The 17,200-nt window shown below is 30.5% G+C and carries 16 protein-coding genes and 1 tRNA gene; 8 read left to right on the top strand and 9 right to left on the bottom strand.

The window, feature by feature from the left end:
• Window positions 1–300, bottom strand: a 300-nt coding sequence (locus ACH5TX_RS07490; RefSeq protein WP_439338908.1) for a hypothetical protein, incomplete at its 3' end; no start/stop codon positions are given.
• Between the two features lie 410 nt (window positions 301–710).
• On the opposite strand from ACH5TX_RS07490, the gene ACH5TX_RS07485 reads away from it, so the two are divergent.
• On the top strand, window positions 711–2,939 hold the full coding sequence (locus ACH5TX_RS07485) for a tetratricopeptide repeat protein (protein WP_439338907.1): 2,229 nt from the start codon (window positions 711–713) through the stop codon (window positions 2,937–2,939).
• 260 nt (window positions 2,940–3,199) lie between these two features.
• Here the strand turns inward: ACH5TX_RS07485 and ACH5TX_RS07480 are convergent.
• A tRNA-Met gene (locus ACH5TX_RS07480) sits at window positions 3,200–3,273 on the bottom strand.
• A gap of 130 nt (window positions 3,274–3,403) precedes the next feature.
• Here ACH5TX_RS07480 and ACH5TX_RS07475 point away from each other — a divergent pair.
• Entirely contained in the window at window positions 3,404–3,796 is a 393-nt protein-coding gene (locus ACH5TX_RS07475) for an START-like domain-containing protein (protein ID WP_439338906.1), read from the top strand.
• Between the two features lie 65 nt (window positions 3,797–3,861).
• On the top strand, window positions 3,862–4,704 hold the full coding sequence (locus tag ACH5TX_RS07470; protein WP_439338905.1) for an aminotransferase class IV: 843 nt from the start codon (window positions 3,862–3,864) through the stop codon (window positions 4,702–4,704).
• Here the strand turns inward: ACH5TX_RS07470 and ACH5TX_RS07465 are convergent.
• The 5 genes from ACH5TX_RS07465 to ACH5TX_RS07445 all read right to left on the bottom strand — a co-directional run bounded on the left by ACH5TX_RS07465 (window position 4,701) and on the right by ACH5TX_RS07445 (window position 9,299).
• The gene (locus tag ACH5TX_RS07465) at window positions 4,701–5,261 is read right to left on the bottom strand and encodes a YqgE/AlgH family protein (RefSeq protein WP_439338904.1); all 561 of its coding nucleotides are present in this window, start codon (window positions 5,259–5,261) and stop codon (window positions 4,701–4,703) included. The genes ACH5TX_RS07470 and ACH5TX_RS07465 overlap by 4 nt on opposite strands.
• 123 nt (window positions 5,262–5,384) lie before the next feature.
• Window positions 5,385–5,657, bottom strand: a complete 273-nt coding sequence (locus tag ACH5TX_RS07460) for an HU family DNA-binding protein (RefSeq protein ID WP_034040429.1) — start codon at window positions 5,655–5,657, stop codon at window positions 5,385–5,387.
• A 188-nt stretch (window positions 5,658–5,845) separates the two neighbouring features.
• Window positions 5,846–6,793 (bottom strand): methionyl-tRNA formyltransferase, encoded by a 948-nt coding sequence (gene fmt, locus ACH5TX_RS07455; RefSeq protein ID WP_439338903.1) that lies wholly within the window; start codon window positions 6,791–6,793, stop codon window positions 5,846–5,848.
• Window positions 6,794–6,830: 37 nt separating this feature from the next.
• Entirely contained in the window at window positions 6,831–8,735 is a 1,905-nt protein-coding gene (locus ACH5TX_RS07450; protein WP_439338902.1) for a RecQ family ATP-dependent DNA helicase, read from the bottom strand.
• Between the two features lie 9 nt (window positions 8,736–8,744).
• A complete protein-coding gene (locus ACH5TX_RS07445; RefSeq protein ID WP_439338901.1) occupies window positions 8,745–9,299 on the bottom strand; it encodes an AAA family ATPase in 555 nt (184 codons plus the stop codon).
• Window positions 9,300–9,466: 167 nt separating this feature from the next.
• On the opposite strand from ACH5TX_RS07445, the gene ACH5TX_RS07440 reads away from it, so the two are divergent.
• The 4 genes from ACH5TX_RS07440 to murA all read left to right on the top strand — a co-directional run bounded on the left by ACH5TX_RS07440 (window position 9,467) and on the right by murA (window position 12,724).
• Window positions 9,467–9,760 carry a DUF493 family protein gene (locus ACH5TX_RS07440; protein WP_439338900.1) on the top strand — a complete coding sequence of 98 codons (294 nt, stop codon included), beginning with the start codon at window positions 9,467–9,469 and terminating at the stop codon, window positions 9,758–9,760.
• 72 nt (window positions 9,761–9,832) lie between these two features.
• Window positions 9,833–10,591, top strand: coding sequence for a hypothetical protein (locus ACH5TX_RS07435; RefSeq protein ID WP_439338899.1), 759 nt, complete (start codon window positions 9,833–9,835; stop codon window positions 10,589–10,591).
• A 159-nt stretch (window positions 10,592–10,750) separates the two neighbouring features.
• Window positions 10,751–11,407: a DUF4290 domain-containing protein gene (locus ACH5TX_RS07430; RefSeq protein ID WP_439338898.1), complete on the top strand. Its 657-nt coding sequence runs from the start codon at window positions 10,751–10,753 to the stop codon at window positions 11,405–11,407.
• 6 nt (window positions 11,408–11,413) lie between these two features.
• Entirely contained in the window at window positions 11,414–12,724 is a 1,311-nt protein-coding gene (gene murA, locus ACH5TX_RS07425) for a UDP-N-acetylglucosamine 1-carboxyvinyltransferase (protein ID WP_439338897.1), read from the top strand.
• A 155-nt stretch (window positions 12,725–12,879) separates the two neighbouring features.
• Here the strand turns inward: murA and ACH5TX_RS07420 are convergent, their stop codons facing one another.
• A complete protein-coding gene (locus ACH5TX_RS07420) occupies window positions 12,880–14,016 on the bottom strand; it encodes a hypothetical protein (RefSeq protein ID WP_439338896.1) in 1,137 nt (378 codons plus the stop codon).
• A gap of 214 nt (window positions 14,017–14,230) precedes the next feature.
• On the opposite strand from ACH5TX_RS07420, the gene ACH5TX_RS07415 reads away from it, so the two are divergent.
• On the top strand, window positions 14,231–16,003 hold the full coding sequence (locus tag ACH5TX_RS07415) for an ABC transporter ATP-binding protein (RefSeq protein WP_439338895.1): 1,773 nt from the start codon (window positions 14,231–14,233) through the stop codon (window positions 16,001–16,003).
• 152 nt (window positions 16,004–16,155) lie between these two features.
• Here ACH5TX_RS07415 and ACH5TX_RS07410 read toward each other — a convergent pair whose 3' ends face one another.
• Complete coding sequence (locus tag ACH5TX_RS07410; protein WP_439338894.1) at window positions 16,156–17,076, bottom strand: hypothetical protein; 921 nt, start codon at window positions 17,074–17,076, stop codon at window positions 16,156–16,158.
• Window positions 17,077–17,200 lie beyond the last annotated feature (124 nt).

Raw genomic sequence — 17,200 nt, 5'->3', positions numbered from 1 at the left:
ATTAGGATCTACTTCATTTTCGCTTGTAGGAACTTTAAAAGAAATGTTTTTAGATTGAAACACTCTAAACTGATTTTCGTTAGCCCATGCTGTAACAGTTTTTGTTTTAGCATCGAAATTAACAATAGATAAGTCTTTGGTATAGGCATCCAATTCAGAACGGTTATTAACTTTAAAAGTAAAAGTAAGTTCCTTTTTAATGGATAAATACTTTTCTGCTTTTTGTTCATCTTGACTTTGAGAGAAACTTAATTGTGCAATTAATAGCATTATCACACTAAGGCAGGTGATTTTTTTCATGAGATTATGAGATTATAACAATTTACGGCTGCTAATATAGAACAATATTTGAATAAACTCCATGAAACGCAAAAAAAATCGATGAAATACATTTTTTATTAAGTTTTTTAAAAAAATGGATATCAATAAAAATGAGAGAATTTAGTAAATCAAATAGCGTAATACATGTATTTTAGAGGAGTATAATTCTATATAGTTAATAGACGTTTTATAATGAGGTGAAATATATATGGACTAATAAATAAGAGATTACATTTTTTTAAACTGAGTCGATATGTTTTTAAAATATGAATTATAATTTAATGATTAGAAAATATATTATATAGAATATATTTAAATAGAAAACAGATTGGATATTTTACTTTAAATCATAAAATAATGATTATTATTTATGTAATTTTACATTAACCATGAGAATTCTTATAACTTCTTTAATAATTGGATATATTTTTTTTGGATGTAAGAATGATGTAAAACAAGAATACATAAGTCAGAATAATGACGTCTTTACATCTACAAAAGAAATTCCAGATAGTCATTTTTTAGGAGATAATAATTGCAAGGAATGTCATCAAAAACAATACATTGATTGGAAAGGTTCTCATCATGATAAGGCTATGCAATTGGCAGACAGTCTTTCTGTTTTAGCTAATTTTGATGGAGAGAAATTCACTAGTCAAGGTATTACTTCACATTTTTATAAAAAAGGGAATAGTTTTTTTGTAAACACAGAAGGTCCCGATGGGCAATATCATGATTACAAGATTATTTATACCTTTGGGATAACTCCTCTTCAACAATATATTGTTAAGTTCCCTAACGGACATTTTCAATGTTTAAGAACAGCTTGGGATTCAGTTAAAAATAAGTGGTTTGACTTATATCCAGATTTTAAAGTAGTGCATTCAGAATGGTTGCATTGGTCTCGAGGAGGTTTGAACTGGAACAATATGTGCTCGGATTGCCATTCAACCAATGTAAGAAAAAATTATAATCAAGAAACACATGGCTATAACACAAAATATGCAATTATAAATGTAAACTGTGAAGCCTGCCACGGACCAGGAAAGCAACATGTGGAAGATGTAAAGCGATTAGGAGCTACTTATAAGGATTCTGAAACTATGCAAATGACCTTAGAAACGACTTCTAAAGAGTTAGTTGACCAATGTGCTAGGTGTCATATGAGGCGAGAACAGTTTTCTGAAGCCTTTAATTTTGAAGGCACTATGCTGGATCATTATTTTCCTCAATTGATAGAAGCGCCCATTTATTATCCAGACGGCCAAATTTTAGATGAAGATTATGTGTATGGGTCGTTTGTGCAAAGTAAAATGTATAAGAATGATGTTGCCTGTAATAACTGCCATAATTCACATTCTTTAAAATTGAAATTTGAGGGTAATGCTTTATGTACCCAATGTCATGACTCAGAAAAATATAATACACTAAAGCATCATTTTCACGAAATGGATACAAAAGGAACTATGTGTATAAATTGCCATATGCCAGGAAAATACTATATGGGTAATGATTTTAGAAGAGACCATAGTTTTCGAATACCAAGGCCAGATCTTAGTTTAAAATACGGAACGCCTAATGCTTGCGTTGGATGTCATAAAGATAAAGATGATAAATGGGCATGGACAGAATTTAAAAAATTATATGGAGAAGTAGACTCTACACATTTTTCAGAAAAGCTTGCTGCAGGTATTACAGGACATCCACATGCAGAAAATGGATTGTTAGAACTTATAAATGATACAACTCAGGTAGAGATGGCTAGAGCCTCTGCTGCAAAAGCCTTATCAAATTATAGTGCAAATAATTACATAAACCAATATATAAAATTACTCAATGATGAGTCTCCTTTAGTTAGAGGAGCAACATTAGATGTTTTAAGTAGCATTAATAATATAGATTACATGAGCTCGTTTTTACCGCTTTTAAAAGACCCAAAAAGAAGTATAAGAATTAAAGCATTTTATGGATTAGGGAGTTTAAATGATAGTTTGATTCCAGAAGCATATAAAGATCTTTATCAAAAAGTTAAGAAAGAATTTTTTACAAATTTAAGTACCAATTCAGATTTTGTAGGAGGGCGTATAAAAAGAGCAAACTATTATTTAAAACAAGGTGATATTGAAAATGGGATTGCAGGGTATGAAAGTGCTTTGGAAATAGATAATATTAATAATCAAGTTCGTTTCACTTTAGCAAATTTGTACTATATTCACAAAGATTATACTAAAGCAGAGGAAGCTTTTAAAACGATAATAGAGCTAGAACCTGAATTTGGACAGACTTATTATTCATTAGGGTTATTTTATGCAGAGTTAAACAAGACGGACGAAGCTATAGAACAATTAGAAAAGGCTATTGAAAAAATGCCAGATAATATTCGGGTTTATTATAATCTTAGTTTGCTTTATGATAAAAATCAAGACAGAAATAATGCTGAAAATAGTCTTATTAAAGGATTAAAGCTCGATAACAATAATGAAAGTATTTTATATGCCTTAGCTTACCATTATTCAAAATACAACCAAGCAGAAAAAGCTAAAAACATTTTGATAAAACTAGTTCAATTGTATCCAAACAATTCTCAATATGCCAGTTTCTTACAACAATTGCATTAATAAGGGGTAAGCTTTTAATACTTTTTAGCCATTATTAAGATTACTAGCTTGTGACTACCTTATTAAATGCAAGGTCGAAAAAGGTTCAAATGTTCTTTTTAGGCATGTGGTTTGCCTGCTTCAAACGAATTCGTTGAAGTATAATGACTTTTAATACCATTTACACCCATTTAAGATGTACAAATATTAAGATTCAGAATGTTTTAGCTATGTTTTCGCAAAATAAAAAACCCAAGATTTTTAATCTTGGGTTTACCTTGTAGCGAGAGCGGGGCACGATCCCGCGACCTCCGAGTTATGAATCCGACGCTCTAACCAGCTGAGCTACCTCGCCATAATTTCAAGGCTGCAAATATAAAAACATTATTGTTTTACACAAACAATACAACAATAAAATATTATTAAAATTATTGTTATACATTCTTAATTAATGTATATATTGGCAACATAAACTAAAAGTACTTATGGACGATAAAATTAGATTTGATATAGAATTCCCTATTCACGCATCTCCTCAACTGTTATATCAATATATATCTACACCGTCTGGTTTATCCGAATGGTTCTCAGATAATGTTAATTCAAGAGGTGAGTTGTTTACTTTTATTTGGGATGATAGTGAAGAAAAAGCTAAACTTTTAAGTAAAAAAAGTGGAGAACGTGTTAAATTTAGATGGATTGATGATGATGAGGAAGGTTTACAATGTTATTTTGAAATTAGAATTCAAGTTGATGAAATAACTAAAGATGTGTCTTTAATGATTACAGATTTTGCTGAAGAAGATGAGGTTGATGAATCTAAAATGCTTTGGGGAAATCAAATTTCTAGTTTAAAGCAAGTATTAGGTTCAGCTTAAATTTATAAATATTTTTTAAAGTATATTTGCCCATTCTTAATTAATAATAAGAATGGGTTTTTTTTATGACAAATTTTAATGGAAATATATTAGAAGATAACGCACTGTTATCTATTCAAAATAGAGGCTTAGCATATGGTGATGCTCTTTTTGAAACTATAAAAGTATTAAACGGCAACTTGTTGTTTTGGGAAGATCATTATTTTAGATTGATGGCTTCTATGAGAATTATGCGCATGGAAATTCCTATGAATTTTACCATGGAATTTTTAGAAGATCAAATTAAAAAAACATTAGAATCTAATGAATTAGCTACAGCATCTTCAAGAATTAAGCTAACAGTATTTAGAGAAGAAGGCGGTTTATATTTACCTAGTACAAACAATGTGAGTTTTTTTATTACAACAAAACCTCATGATAATGATATATATGTGCTTAATGAAGATTTTTACGAAGTAGATTTGTTTAAAGATTTTTATGTGTCACCAACGTTATTATCAACCTTAAAAACGAATAATAAAGCTCTAAATGTTGTTGGGAGTATTTATGCGAATGAAAACAATTTACATAACTGTTTTGTTTTAAATACAGATAAAAAAGTTGTTGAAGCGCTTAACGGAAATGTGTTTTTAGTAAAAGGAAACACTATAAAAACACCACCAATTATTGACGGTTGTTTAAAAGGTGTTATGAGAAAGCAACTTATTGATATAATAAAAACGATTCCAGAATACGAACTTGTAGAAGAATCTATTTCTCCTTTTGAAATTCAAAAATCAGATGAAATTTTTATAACTAATGTTATTGTAGGTGTTCAATCTGTAACAAAATATAGAAAAAAGAAATTTACAAACGAGGTTGCTAAAAGTTTATTACAAAAATTAAATATAAAAATTAGATTGAATTAATTAAAACTTGGATTTTCTGGTGCATTAGACCAAATGCTGTATTCGCCACCAAATTCTAACATTTTTTCTTTCCAAAAGGATTCATAATCCTTTTCTATAATTTCTTTTTTATAAATATTTTTTGTCACAACCCAAGAATGCGCATTTAGCTCTTCTTTTAATTGATTGATATCCCAACCAGAATAGCCCAGAAAAAAACGAATGTCATTTTCTTTTATGGTTTTGTTAGCTATTTGTTCGGCTACTTTACTAAAATCGCCACCCCAAAAAATACCTAAAGAAATTTCTATACTGTTAGGAATTAAGTGTGGTATTTTATGAATAAAGTATAAATTATCCTGTTCTACAGGACCACCATTATAAACTTTAAATGAAGCTTTTACTTCTGGAACTAAATCATTTATAGTGTATTCTAGAGGTTTATTTAGTATAAAACCTATAGAGCCTTCCTCCGAGTGGTCTGCTAATAATACAATAGAGCGATTAAAAGAAACATCGCCAATTATTGCAGGTTCTGCAATAAGTAAATCACCTTTTTTAGGTTTTGATGTTACCATAATTTGAATATTTAGTAACTAAATCTAATATTTATTTATTAAATACACAACTGTTTTACTAATATTAAATAAAAAAGCCTTCAAGTAATTGAAGGCTTTTTTTGAATTATTAAGAAGTAAAACTTAGTTTACTGCACTTGATAAATCAGATCCAGCTTTAAACTTAACAACGTTTTTAGCTTTAATTTTTATTGTAGCACCAGTTTGAGGGTTTCTTCCTTCTCTTGCAGCTCTTTTAGAAACTGACCAAGATCCAAATCCTACTAAAGAAACTCTGTTACCTTTTTGTAAAGCTCCTTCAATTTCAATGATTGCACACTCTAAAGCTTTTTTTGCAGCAGCTTTAGTAATTCCTGCGTGTTCTGCCATTGCATCGATTAAATCTGTTTTGTTCATAATGTAAAATTTAATTATTAATAAATTGGTTAAACTTTTTGTTAAATCCTACTACAAATTTATACGGATTATGCTACCACGCAAGTAATAGCAAGGGAAATCCCCAGTATTGTTAATAACTTAATGCTTTTGTTAATAAAGGTAGTGTATTTCGTCGGGTTTTTAAAGATATCACTGTTAATAAGGGTTTAGAGCATTTTTGCATCAGCTTCAAATGCATACCCATTTAATAATGATTTTATATCCATTAATTTTTTTCCAGGAAGCTTAATTTCTTCAATAATTATGTAACCATTTGTTACTGCTACTTTTAATTCTTTCTTCGTAGAAATAATACTACCATTAATTAATGAGTGATTAAAAGTCTCCTTTTTAGCGGCATAAATTTTAATGGCTAATTCGTCATTTCCATTAATTAAGGTACACCAAGCAGCAGGATATGGACTTAAACCACGAATCATATTATATATATGATCTATGTTGTCGTTCCAATTAATTTTACAATTGTCTTTATTAAGCTTATAGGCGGTTCTTGTTTCTGCATTTTCTTCTTGCGGCGTTTTTTTTACAGAACCTTTTTCAATTAAAGCTACGGTTTTTAAAACAAGCCCACTTCCTAGGTGCATTAATTTGTCATGCAAACTTCCTGCGTTTTCTTCAGAATCAATTAATATATCTTCTTGTAAAATCATTTCACCGGTATCAATTTTTTCATCTATAAAAAAGGTTGAAACACCTGTTTTTGTTTCACCATTTATAATAGCCCAATTAATTGGTGCTGCGCCACGGTAGTTTGGTAATAAGGAGGCATGTAAATTGAATGTTCCATATTCAGGCATTTGCCAAACAACTTTTGGCAACATTCTAAAGGCAACAACTATTTGGAGGTTTGCATTAAGTGCTTTTAATTCTTCTAAAAAAGCTTCGTTCTTTAAATTTGTTGGTTGTAATATATTTAGATTTTGAGTTTTTGCATATTGTTTAACGGCACTCTCGTTTAGTTTACGACCTCTTCCAGCAGGTTTATCGGGTGCTGTAATAATACCAACAATATTATATTTATTTTCTACGAGTGCTTTTAATATAGTAACTGCAAAATCGGGCGTACCCATGAATACAATTCTTAAATCTTTCATTTTCTTGTGTTTATTTTATTCTGTCAGATATTTAATTTTATAAATGACTTAATTTAAAAGTGTTTGTTTTTGTTATAGAAACAATGTTATGCTCTAACAATAGTTTTATAACTTTTTTTATATCTTCTTCTGATGCATCTAACTTAGTGGTGATTTCTCTAGACGATAAATCGCCATTTTCTAATAATTCTATAATACGATTTTTTAGTGTACTTATGTTTTTAGGCTTAGTACTTTTTTTTGAACTTATACAAACCGAGCAAATACCACAGGGTTTCATGTCTTTTTCTCCAAAATAGGCGAGGAGTTGCATGCTTTTACAAACCGAATCATTTTCAACATAATTAAGTATGGCTTTAACTTGCTGTTGTTTTAGTTGGTTTTGTTGTTCTATAATTGATGCAATTCGGTTGATGGTTTTGTCATCTTCACGCGGTTGAATGAATGTAACTTGTGCATCGGTTTTAGATAAATGAAGGGTTATAACACCATCTTTTTCTAATTGTTGTAAGGTGCTAATTATAATATTTTCTTTTACAGATGCTTTTTCTACTATTTTAAATAGGTTAATGCTTGTTTCATGATCAAAAATACCACCATACATACGAAGTATAGATTTTACTATAATATTGTAATCTTGATGTGTGTCTAGATAATTAAAAAGCGATGCATTTGATGTAATAAATTGTACTGATACTTTGTTTTTAAACTGTTTAGATAGGGAGATAATACTATTTCTGTCTAGTAATAGTAAAGCATTATAACATAAAACACTAGAGAACTTGTATGTTTTACAAAAGGAATTGAAATCAAAATCGAATGTTAAATATTCGCCTTCACCATAAGATATTTGAAAATAGTTACAAAGTTTTCTATATACTTGCTTAACAAAATCGACAGTGGGTAAAACACTTAAAAATTGATTTTTAACCAAAACTTCATCGCTATTATTCTTTAAAATAACGGCAAAGGCTTTGTCTCCATTTCTCCCCACGCGACCCGCTTCTTGAAAGTAACTTTCAATACTTTCGGGTAAATTTAAATGAATAACGGTTTTAACATCGGGTTTGTCAATGCCCATTCCAAAGGCATTGGTGGCTACCATAACTTGTTTTTTGTTATGTATCCAATCATTCATATTGCTATCTTTATCATTATTAGCGAGTCCTCCATGATAAAAGGTTGCAGATATGTTTTTAGATTCTAAAAATGAACTAATTTCTATGGTAGATTTTCTGTTTCTAACATAAACAATAGAAGACGCTTTGTATTTCTTTAAAATAGTTTCCAATCGGTAATGTTTATCATCTTCATGAAAAACCATATAGCCTAAATTGGGTCTGTAAAAGGAGTGTTTAAATATTTTTGGATTAATAAAATCGAGTTCTTTTACAATATCGTTTACAACTTCTGGTTTTGCCGAAGCTGTTAATGCAATAACATTAACGCTAGGTTGTAATTGGCGTAATAAAACAATGTTTTTGTAAGCAGGTCTAAAATCGCTTCCCCATTGTGAAATACAATGTGCTTCATCAACAGCAATTAAATTTACATTCATTTGCCTAATGCGTTCCTGTACCAACTCTTGTTGTAAACGTTCGGGCGAGAGGTATAAAAACTTATAATTTCCGTAAATACAATTATCTAAAAGCGTGTCTAATTGACTGTATGAAATACCACTAGTAAGTGCCATAGCTTTAATCCCTTTGTTATTAAGAGATTCTACTTGGTCTTTCATTAAGGCAATAAGAGGCGAAACAACAATACAAATACCTTTTTTTGCTAAAGCAGGTATTTGAAAACATAACGATTTTCCGCCACCAGTAGGCAATAAAGCAAAGGTGTCTTCGCCTTCAAGAACAGCGTTTATAATAGCTTCTTGATTGGGTCTAAAGGCTGTGAATTTCCAGTAGCGTTCTAATATGTTAATGGGATGCTCCAAAAAAATATTTTAAATATTGTTTAATATGAAATCAATACGTTTTTCAATAGTTCCAAAAGGAACTTCAGTAATATTATAAGCTAATTTTTTATAAACTTGTTTTAATGCCTCATGAATTTCAATGGCTTCTTCAAAAGTTTCAAATCGTTCATTGTCAGTTTTATAAATAGCTTTCCAAGGCGGTAGTAAAAAAATATGATTATATCTATTCGTATCACATACTTTTAAGAATTCTTCACTGTATTCTTGATTAAAAAAATCCATGTATGCTAAAACATCAGGAATTCCACGATCAAAAAAAACGAGCGATTCATTTAAATCAAGAGCCTGCTTAAATTGATTTAACCTACCATTTAATAATTTGGTATTAAAATCTAACGGATCGTTTACAAATGCAATGGGGTTTGAAATTTGCGAGTCTGCTTCCACATCATTTTTAGCCTCTAAAGTTAATTCTCTAATAACTTCATCAAAACAATAATGATTTTGATTTTTCAATTCATTAATAATTGAAGTTTTTCCAGTACCTGGACCTCCTGTAATAACAATCTTTTTGCTGTTCAATGCGTATAATTTAGCTGTAAAATTCGGAATTTAACACCGATAAAAAAAATACTAGTGAAAACATCTATACCAAATAGTTAATATTGTGTGAATATTGTGCCCTAATAAAAAAAGTACAGTAACAACATAAATGAAAATAGTATATTTGTAGCATATAAAAAAGCATAATGAGTACACCTCCAAATTCGGAAGAATTTTACAAAAAATTAAAAGCACAATTATACGATACAGCCGTTTGGCCATCAGCGTATTTGTATAAATTTATTGTGAAATCTGACAAAGAAAAAATAGCATTAGTTGAAGCCTTATTTAATAATATAGGAGCCGTTATACAAAAAAAGGAATCTAAAAACGGAAAATACACGAGTATATCTATTAATGTTTTAATGAAAAACCCAGATGCGGTAATAGATAAATACAAGGAAGTTACAGAAAAGGTTGAAGGCGTTATAAGTTTGTAGGTTTTTTTGCGCAACCTTTTTGTCTTTTTTACATCTTACTATTAAATAAAATTTTTTAATTAATTTAAGTAAATGATGAATAAGCAAAGAAAAACACTAGTATTACTAATTATTTCTTTAATAATTATTGGGTGTACTAATTCAAATGATAATATTAATGAGTGTAATTTAAATCCTGATTCAGAATTAATTAAGAATAAATTGGTTTCTGCGTATAATAAATCTTGTAAAGATTGTTTAAAAGATATATTGGATAATTGGAAAAATGAATTTGAGCCAAGTACAGTTATACCTGATTCTTTACAGGATATTTATGATGTTTATAAGGAAATGTATAGTCCCTGGGCATTAGAAAGAATTAGTAATTCTGAATGGGGTAACGATATTTATAAAGATATTTCATATTATATAATTCAAGATAGTATAAATTATGATGATAAATTTAGAGAGCAATCTAATAATGAATTTAATACTATTACGGAATTTAGACCAAAAATAAATAATGATACAATTAATACATTATATTTAAATGAGGATTATGAAGATGCTATTAATTGCTTTTTAGGAACATACGAATTTATTGCTCATACTCAAGAAGAGAAGCAATTGAGATATGAATTCCTTAATAATTATTTACAATTTTTTCATGGACATTGGGGGAATCATTGGTATTTAGAAACACACCCAGAAATTTATAAAATGTCATTTAATAAATCAAAAGATAGCGTTCAAGTGTTTTTTAGAATTGGGTATGAAGGAGGAGAAGTTTTTTTAGGAAAGAATGATACAAAATGGGAAATTAAAGATTGGAAAATGACATGGATAGAGTAATGATTATAGTACATAATCTTAATTTTATTTATCTCTATAAGTAAATTGATTATTAATTTTAACAAGTTAGAATTTATATATAGAACAATTCCTTTTTTTTTGTATTTTGCGCAGGCATAATAACTACATGCAGAAACATTTAACTCTACACTATAAATTTTGATAGACGATTTAGAATATAACACAGAGCGTGAGCATTTAATCATTCCAGAATATGGAAGACACATGCAGAAAATGATTAATCACGCTAAAAGCAGAGAAACAAAGGAAGAACGCGAAAAGTTAGCTAAAGCTATTATTTCGGTAATGGGTAATATGCAACCGCATTTAAGAGACGTTCCAGATTTTCAGCATAAACTTTGGGATCAGCTTTTTATTATGTCTAATTTTGAATTAGATGTAGATTCACCGTATCCTATACCTACAAAGGAAATTTATGAAGAGCGTCCAGAGCCTTTAGAGTATCCACAGAATTTTCCTAAATACCGTTTTTACGGAAACAATATAAAAACCATGATTGATGTTGCAAATACATGGGAAGATGGCGAGCTTAAAGAAGCTTTAACGTATACCATTGCAAATCACATGAAAAAGTGTTTTTTAAATTGGAATAAAGACACTGTTGAAGATGAAGTGATTTATGGTCATTTATTTGAACTTTCAAAAGGGAAAATAGATTTAAGAAACTCAGAAGAAGCTTTATCAGAATCTACTAGTTTACTTCGTACAAAAACAAAATATAGCAACAATTCAAATAAAAAAGGAGGACATTCTAAAAAGAACAACTCTAATAATCGCCAAAGAAAACGCTACTAAATCTACATGGGAACATTTAAAATTGAAGGTGGTCACCAATTAAAAGGGAGCATTCAGCCCCAAGGTGCAAAAAACGAAGCTTTACAAATTTTATGTGCAGTTCTACTAACACAAGAACTGGTTACAATTAATAATATTCCAGACATTGTTGATGTTAATAAACTAATTAGTTTATTAAAGAAACTGGGTGTAAAAATTGAGAAGTTATCTCGAAATACATATACATTTCAGGCAGACGATCTTGATTTAGAATATTTAGAATCGGATGCATTTAAAATAGACGGACGCGGTTTACGTGGTTCTATTATGATTGTGGGCCCTTTATTAGCACGTTTTGGAAAAGGATATATTCCGAAGCCTGGAGGCGATAAAATTGGTCGTCGTCGTTTAGATACCCATTTCGAAGGTTTAATAAAACTAGGTGCTAAGTTTAGATACAGTAAAGAAGATCAGTTTTACGGTGTTGAAGCCGAATATTTAACAGGAACTTATATGCTTCTTGAAGAAGCATCGGTTACTGGTACTGCAAATATTGTTATGGCAGCCGTTTTAGCAAAAGGACAAACCACTATTTATAACGCAGCTTGCGAGCCTTACTTACAGCAATTATGTAAAATGCTGAATAGAATGGGCGCTAAAATTAGCGGTGTTGGTTCTAATATGTTAATTATTGATGGTGTTGAAAGTTTAGGAGGAACAGAGCATACCATGCTTCCAGATATGATTGAAATTGGGAGTTGGATTGGTTTAGCAGCCATGACTAAAAGTGAATTAACTATTACTAATGTGTCTTGGAATGATTTAGGTGTGATACCTAACGTATTTAGAAAATTAGGTATTACGGTTGAAAAACAAGGCGACGATATTCATATTCCAGCTCATACTGATGGGTACGAAATACAAAGTTTTATTGATGGTTCTATTTTAACCATTTCTGATGCGCCTTGGCCAGGATTTACTCCCGATTTATTAAGTATTATTTTGGTTGTAGCAACGCAGGCTAGAGGTAGTGTTTTAGTACACCAAAAAATGTTTGAAAGCCGTTTGTTTTTCGTTGATAAACTGATTGATATGGGCGCTAAAATTATACTGTGCGATCCGCATAGAGCAACCGTTATTGGTCACGATTTTAAATCGACTTTAAAAGCAACCACCATGACATCACCAGATATTCGTGCAGGTGTATCGTTACTTATTGCTGCACTTTCAGCAAAAGGAACATCTACCATTCAGAATATTGAACAAATAGATCGTGGTTACGAAAATATTGATGAACGTTTACGTGCTATTGGTGCTAAGATTGAGCGTGTGGAGTAGGGGCTTATCGGTTAATTGGTGGTTACGTATATGAAATGTTATGTGTTTGTGTACGAACATTTTTCTTATAAAAATCAGAAGCAAGTAAGAGAGTATTCAATTTTGATTTAGGTAAAACTAGCGATTTTTATATAGAATGTTTGCAAAAATTATTATTATAAACCACAATTATTATTTATAAAGTCTTGTTTGTTAGGGTTAAAAGCATTGCCTCTAATTGAAATAGGCTTTTCTCTAGTTTTAATTAGATTACTTATTGCACAGAAATCGGTTAAATTCATGTTGTTTTCAATTGTTAACCCATTACTTAAAGATGTAATGTTTTCTAAACCATTAATGCTTGTCAGTTTATCATTAAATTCAATATTTATATTACCAAAAAAATGTCCATTAGTTGATAAAGGATCCCCATTGATAGAAGTGATCTTTGATAAACCATTAATGTTTTCTAGATTTAAATTTCCAAAAATATCTAATTCTCCATATAGAATTGATAAGTTGTTTATTTTGTCTAAATTTTTTAAAGCATCATTTCCTCTAATACTTAGTTTTCCTGTAGAATTTATATTATGTAAACCATCTAAACTTTCTAAATTATCGTTATTAATTATTTCTAATAAACCTTCTATGTTCTGAAGGTTAGAAAAAGGCTCTAAACTTTGAACTCTTGTTTGAGATATTTTTATTGATTTTGTAGTTAGTCCAATTTTTGGGAGTCCATTTAAATTTTGAAGATTTTTCATTTCTAAAAGAACAAATCCTTTAATAGTTGAAGAAACATTGCTAAACGCATCAAGACTACTAATTAAAGGTTGAGTTATAAGTAATCCTCCTCCTATAATTTCAAGATTTTTAAAGCCATCTAGATTTTCAAGAGCATTTTGAATAAGTATTATGTCCGCACCTATTTTCTTAAGTTTAATGAATCCATCTAAATTTTTTATACCATTTTCAATTAATTCTAGATTACCTCCTATAGTTTCAATGTTATTAAAATTATTTAAATTTTTGATATAAGAATTGTTTTTTAAAACAAAATCACCACCAACTTCAGTCAGATTACTAAACAGGGATAAATCATTTATATCTGATGAGCTTAGATCAGTTTCAATTCTTAAACTTCCAGTAATTTTTGTATACTTATTGTTGCCTAATTCGATAACTTCACTTTGGGATTTAATTATAATATCACCATTAAAAATATTTTCAGTTGGTTCTGAATTATTATCGTTAGTTGAACAGTTTAATAAGATTAGACAAAGAATTAAATTTAGTAGGTTTTTAATTTTCATAAAGATTGGTTTTATTTTTACGAGTTTTTAACGACTTACGTCAAACGATACCCAAAATTAGATTTTTCTTACCACAAAAGCAATAAGTTCCTGTACTTATAAAGTGTAAACCCATAAAAACTAGACACTTTTAATTTTTAGGCTCTTTATTTATATGATTCGTTGTAAAGAATAGTTAATTTCGCCTACTACTTCTTCTATTAAAATTATTTAAATGCAACATTTAAAAGAATCATCTATAAACAAAACCAAAAAAGCCTCTAAAGTAACTATGGTACAAGCCTTTAAAACTATTATTTGGCCAAGGCGAAAGTTGGTTTTTATTGGTTTACTATTAATTGTTATTAGAAGTTTATCGGGCTTAATTTTACCATGGCAGAGTAAAGTATTGTTAGATGAAGTCGTGCCAAATAAAGACTATACACAGCTTTATTATTTAATTGGTATTGTAATAGCAGCTATTACTATACAAGCTACAACATCATTTTTGCTTACTCGTATTTTAAGTGTGCAAGCACAATATTTAATTAGCGAACTGCGTGCGCAAGTACAGAAAAAAGTATTGTCGTTACCCATTAGTTTTTTCGATAATACAAAGTCGGGCGCTTTGGTTTCTAGAATTATGAGCGATGTAGAAGGTGTTAGAAACCTAATAGGTACAGGTTTAGTACAATTAGTTGGCGGATCGTTTACAGCCATAATATCTTTAGTTATTTTAATAAAACTAAATCCGTGGATGACTCTTTTTGTGTTTGTACCACTTTCAATTTTTGGATACATTGCGCTGAGAGCCTTTAAATACATTCGCCCTATTTTTAGAAAACGTGGTAAAATAAACGCCGAAGTTAAAGGGCGTCTTACCGAAACCTTAGCAGGTGTTCGTGTTATAAAAGCGTTTAATGCCGAACAACAAGAAAATGATGTGTTTGAAAAAGGCGTTGATAAACTATTTCAGAATGTAAAAAAGAGTTTAACTGCTACAGCTTTTATGACGAGTTCGTCTACTTTTTTAATAGGAGTTGCCACTACTGGTATTATGGGTATTGGTGGGTATTACATGATTTTGGGAGAGATGACCTCGGGTGAGTTTCTTTTTTTTACTTTAATACTTGGTTTTATGATAGCGCCAATTGTGCAAATGAGTAATATAGGAAGTCAGTTAACCGAAGCTTTGGCAGGTTTAGATAGAACCGAAGAGCTTATGAATATGACTGCTGAGGAAGATGCCGAAGATAGAGATATTCAGTTAGAAACTTTTAAAGGAGATTTAGAGTTTGATGATGTGTCGTTTTCGTATGAAGAAGGCAAAGAAGTTTTGCATAACATAAATTTTAAAGCACCAGCAGGATCGGTTACGGCTTTGGTTGGAAGTTCAGGTTCTGGAAAATCGACTATTGCAGGCTTATCGGCTACTTTTTTATCGCCTAAAGCAGGAACAGTAACTATCGATAATCAAGATTTATCGAAGGTTAAGTTGAGTAGTTATCGTCAGTACTTGGGAGTGGTGTTGCAAGATGAATTTTTATTTGAAGGCTCGATTAGAGAAAATATTATGTTCCCGAGACCAAATGCTTCCGAAGAAGCATTACAAAACGCTGTAAAAGCAGCTTATGTAAATGAATTTACCGATAGGTTTGATGAAGGTTTAGATACGTTGATAGGAGAACGAGGCGTCAAATTATCTGGAGGACAGCGTCAACGATTGGCAATAGCGCGTGCTATTTTGGCAAATCCTAAAATTATTATTTTAGATGAAGCAACCTCTAGTTTAGATACCGAAAGTGAGGCGTTAATTCAGAAAAGTTTAGCCGAATTAATTAAAGATAGAACCACCATTGTAATTGCACACCGTTTAAGTACGATTAGACAAGCAGATCAAATTTTAGTAATAGAAGCTGGACATATTGTAGAACGTGGTACACACGACGAATTAATAGCTTCAGGTGGTAGGTATTTTGATTTGTATACGTATCAAGCTAAGATTTAGAAGTCTTGGTGAAGTTTTATAGCGTTGTTCGTTTAGCATATTGAGTAATTAATAGTAAACGATTCCGGGTTACTAAACAAAACACCCACTTTAATTTTATATGACTTTATAAAATTAAAGTGGGTGTTCAGTTAATTTCTTGTTTTTCTTGATTACAGACCTAAACTAGGCAATACAAAAGATTTTGCATTGGGATGTAACTTTATCCATAATCCAGGATTTGTGTTTAATTGCTGCATCGCTTCTTCTGTGTTTGAACTAATTTTTGTGTTAAGCACGTTTGCATACGTTTTTATTTTAGCAGAAGCGGAATCGGCATCCACCACAGACTGAACTATTTTTTTTGCTTGTAATATGGCTGCTGGTCCTAAAGTAAGGATGTATTTAGCAGATCGACATTCCTTTTCATCACTTGCATTTACAACGCTTCCTCCTGCTTTAAATTTGCTAATGTGGTGTTCTAAAATACTGCTAGATATTGGAATTATTCCTGCAACATGGTGACTCTGTGCTCCAGAGAAAGGTTTAATGTAAGCAAGGTGTGATGCATGGTTTTCTTCTGGGCCATGACCAATAAAAAAGATGTCTAAACCACCTAATGCTTCCAGTTTATTTAAATATTCTATAAGTGCAGACTCTAAATCTTTTGTATCTGTTCGCATTGGAGTAAAGCTTTTTATTTTTTTGAAAAATTCATCGCCCAAAATGCGTTCAAAATCCCTAACAAAACTAAAACCATTACTCATACCCATAGGGGCAAGGGCATCTTGAGTAAATACATTTAGTCTTGCGAGTAGCGAATCCTCTTTGTTCGATTTTGCTAACGCTCCTAATAAACGGTGTAACTCCTGAGCGCCTCTTCCTCCAAGAAGAGCAATATTAATATCGCCTTCTTTTGATGCTGCAGTGCTGTAAAGTTCATTTAACATGGCTTGACCTACCTGCGCTTCGCTTTCAAGAATGGTGGGTGTTACGCCATAATCAGTTAAGTTAAATTCTTGATTGTTTTTTTGAGACAACCATATATTATTGTTGTCTTCATATTTTGTGAATTGTGAGTTATTTGTATTCATTATAATTATATGTTTATTTAGTGATATTAATTGCGCATTTCATGTCGCTCAATATAAATAAATATTATAAAAATATTCGAATTAAAGCGTGATATGCTGTAATTAAAAAATTTATTTTAAAGTC

Source organism: Thalassobellus citreus (genome assembly GCF_044385915.1).
Lineage (GTDB): Bacteria > Bacteroidota > Bacteroidia > Flavobacteriales > Flavobacteriaceae > Thalassobellus > Thalassobellus citreus.
Note: the sequence above shows the minus strand (reverse complement) of the source record. Positions and strands in the feature narration are given on the sequence as shown.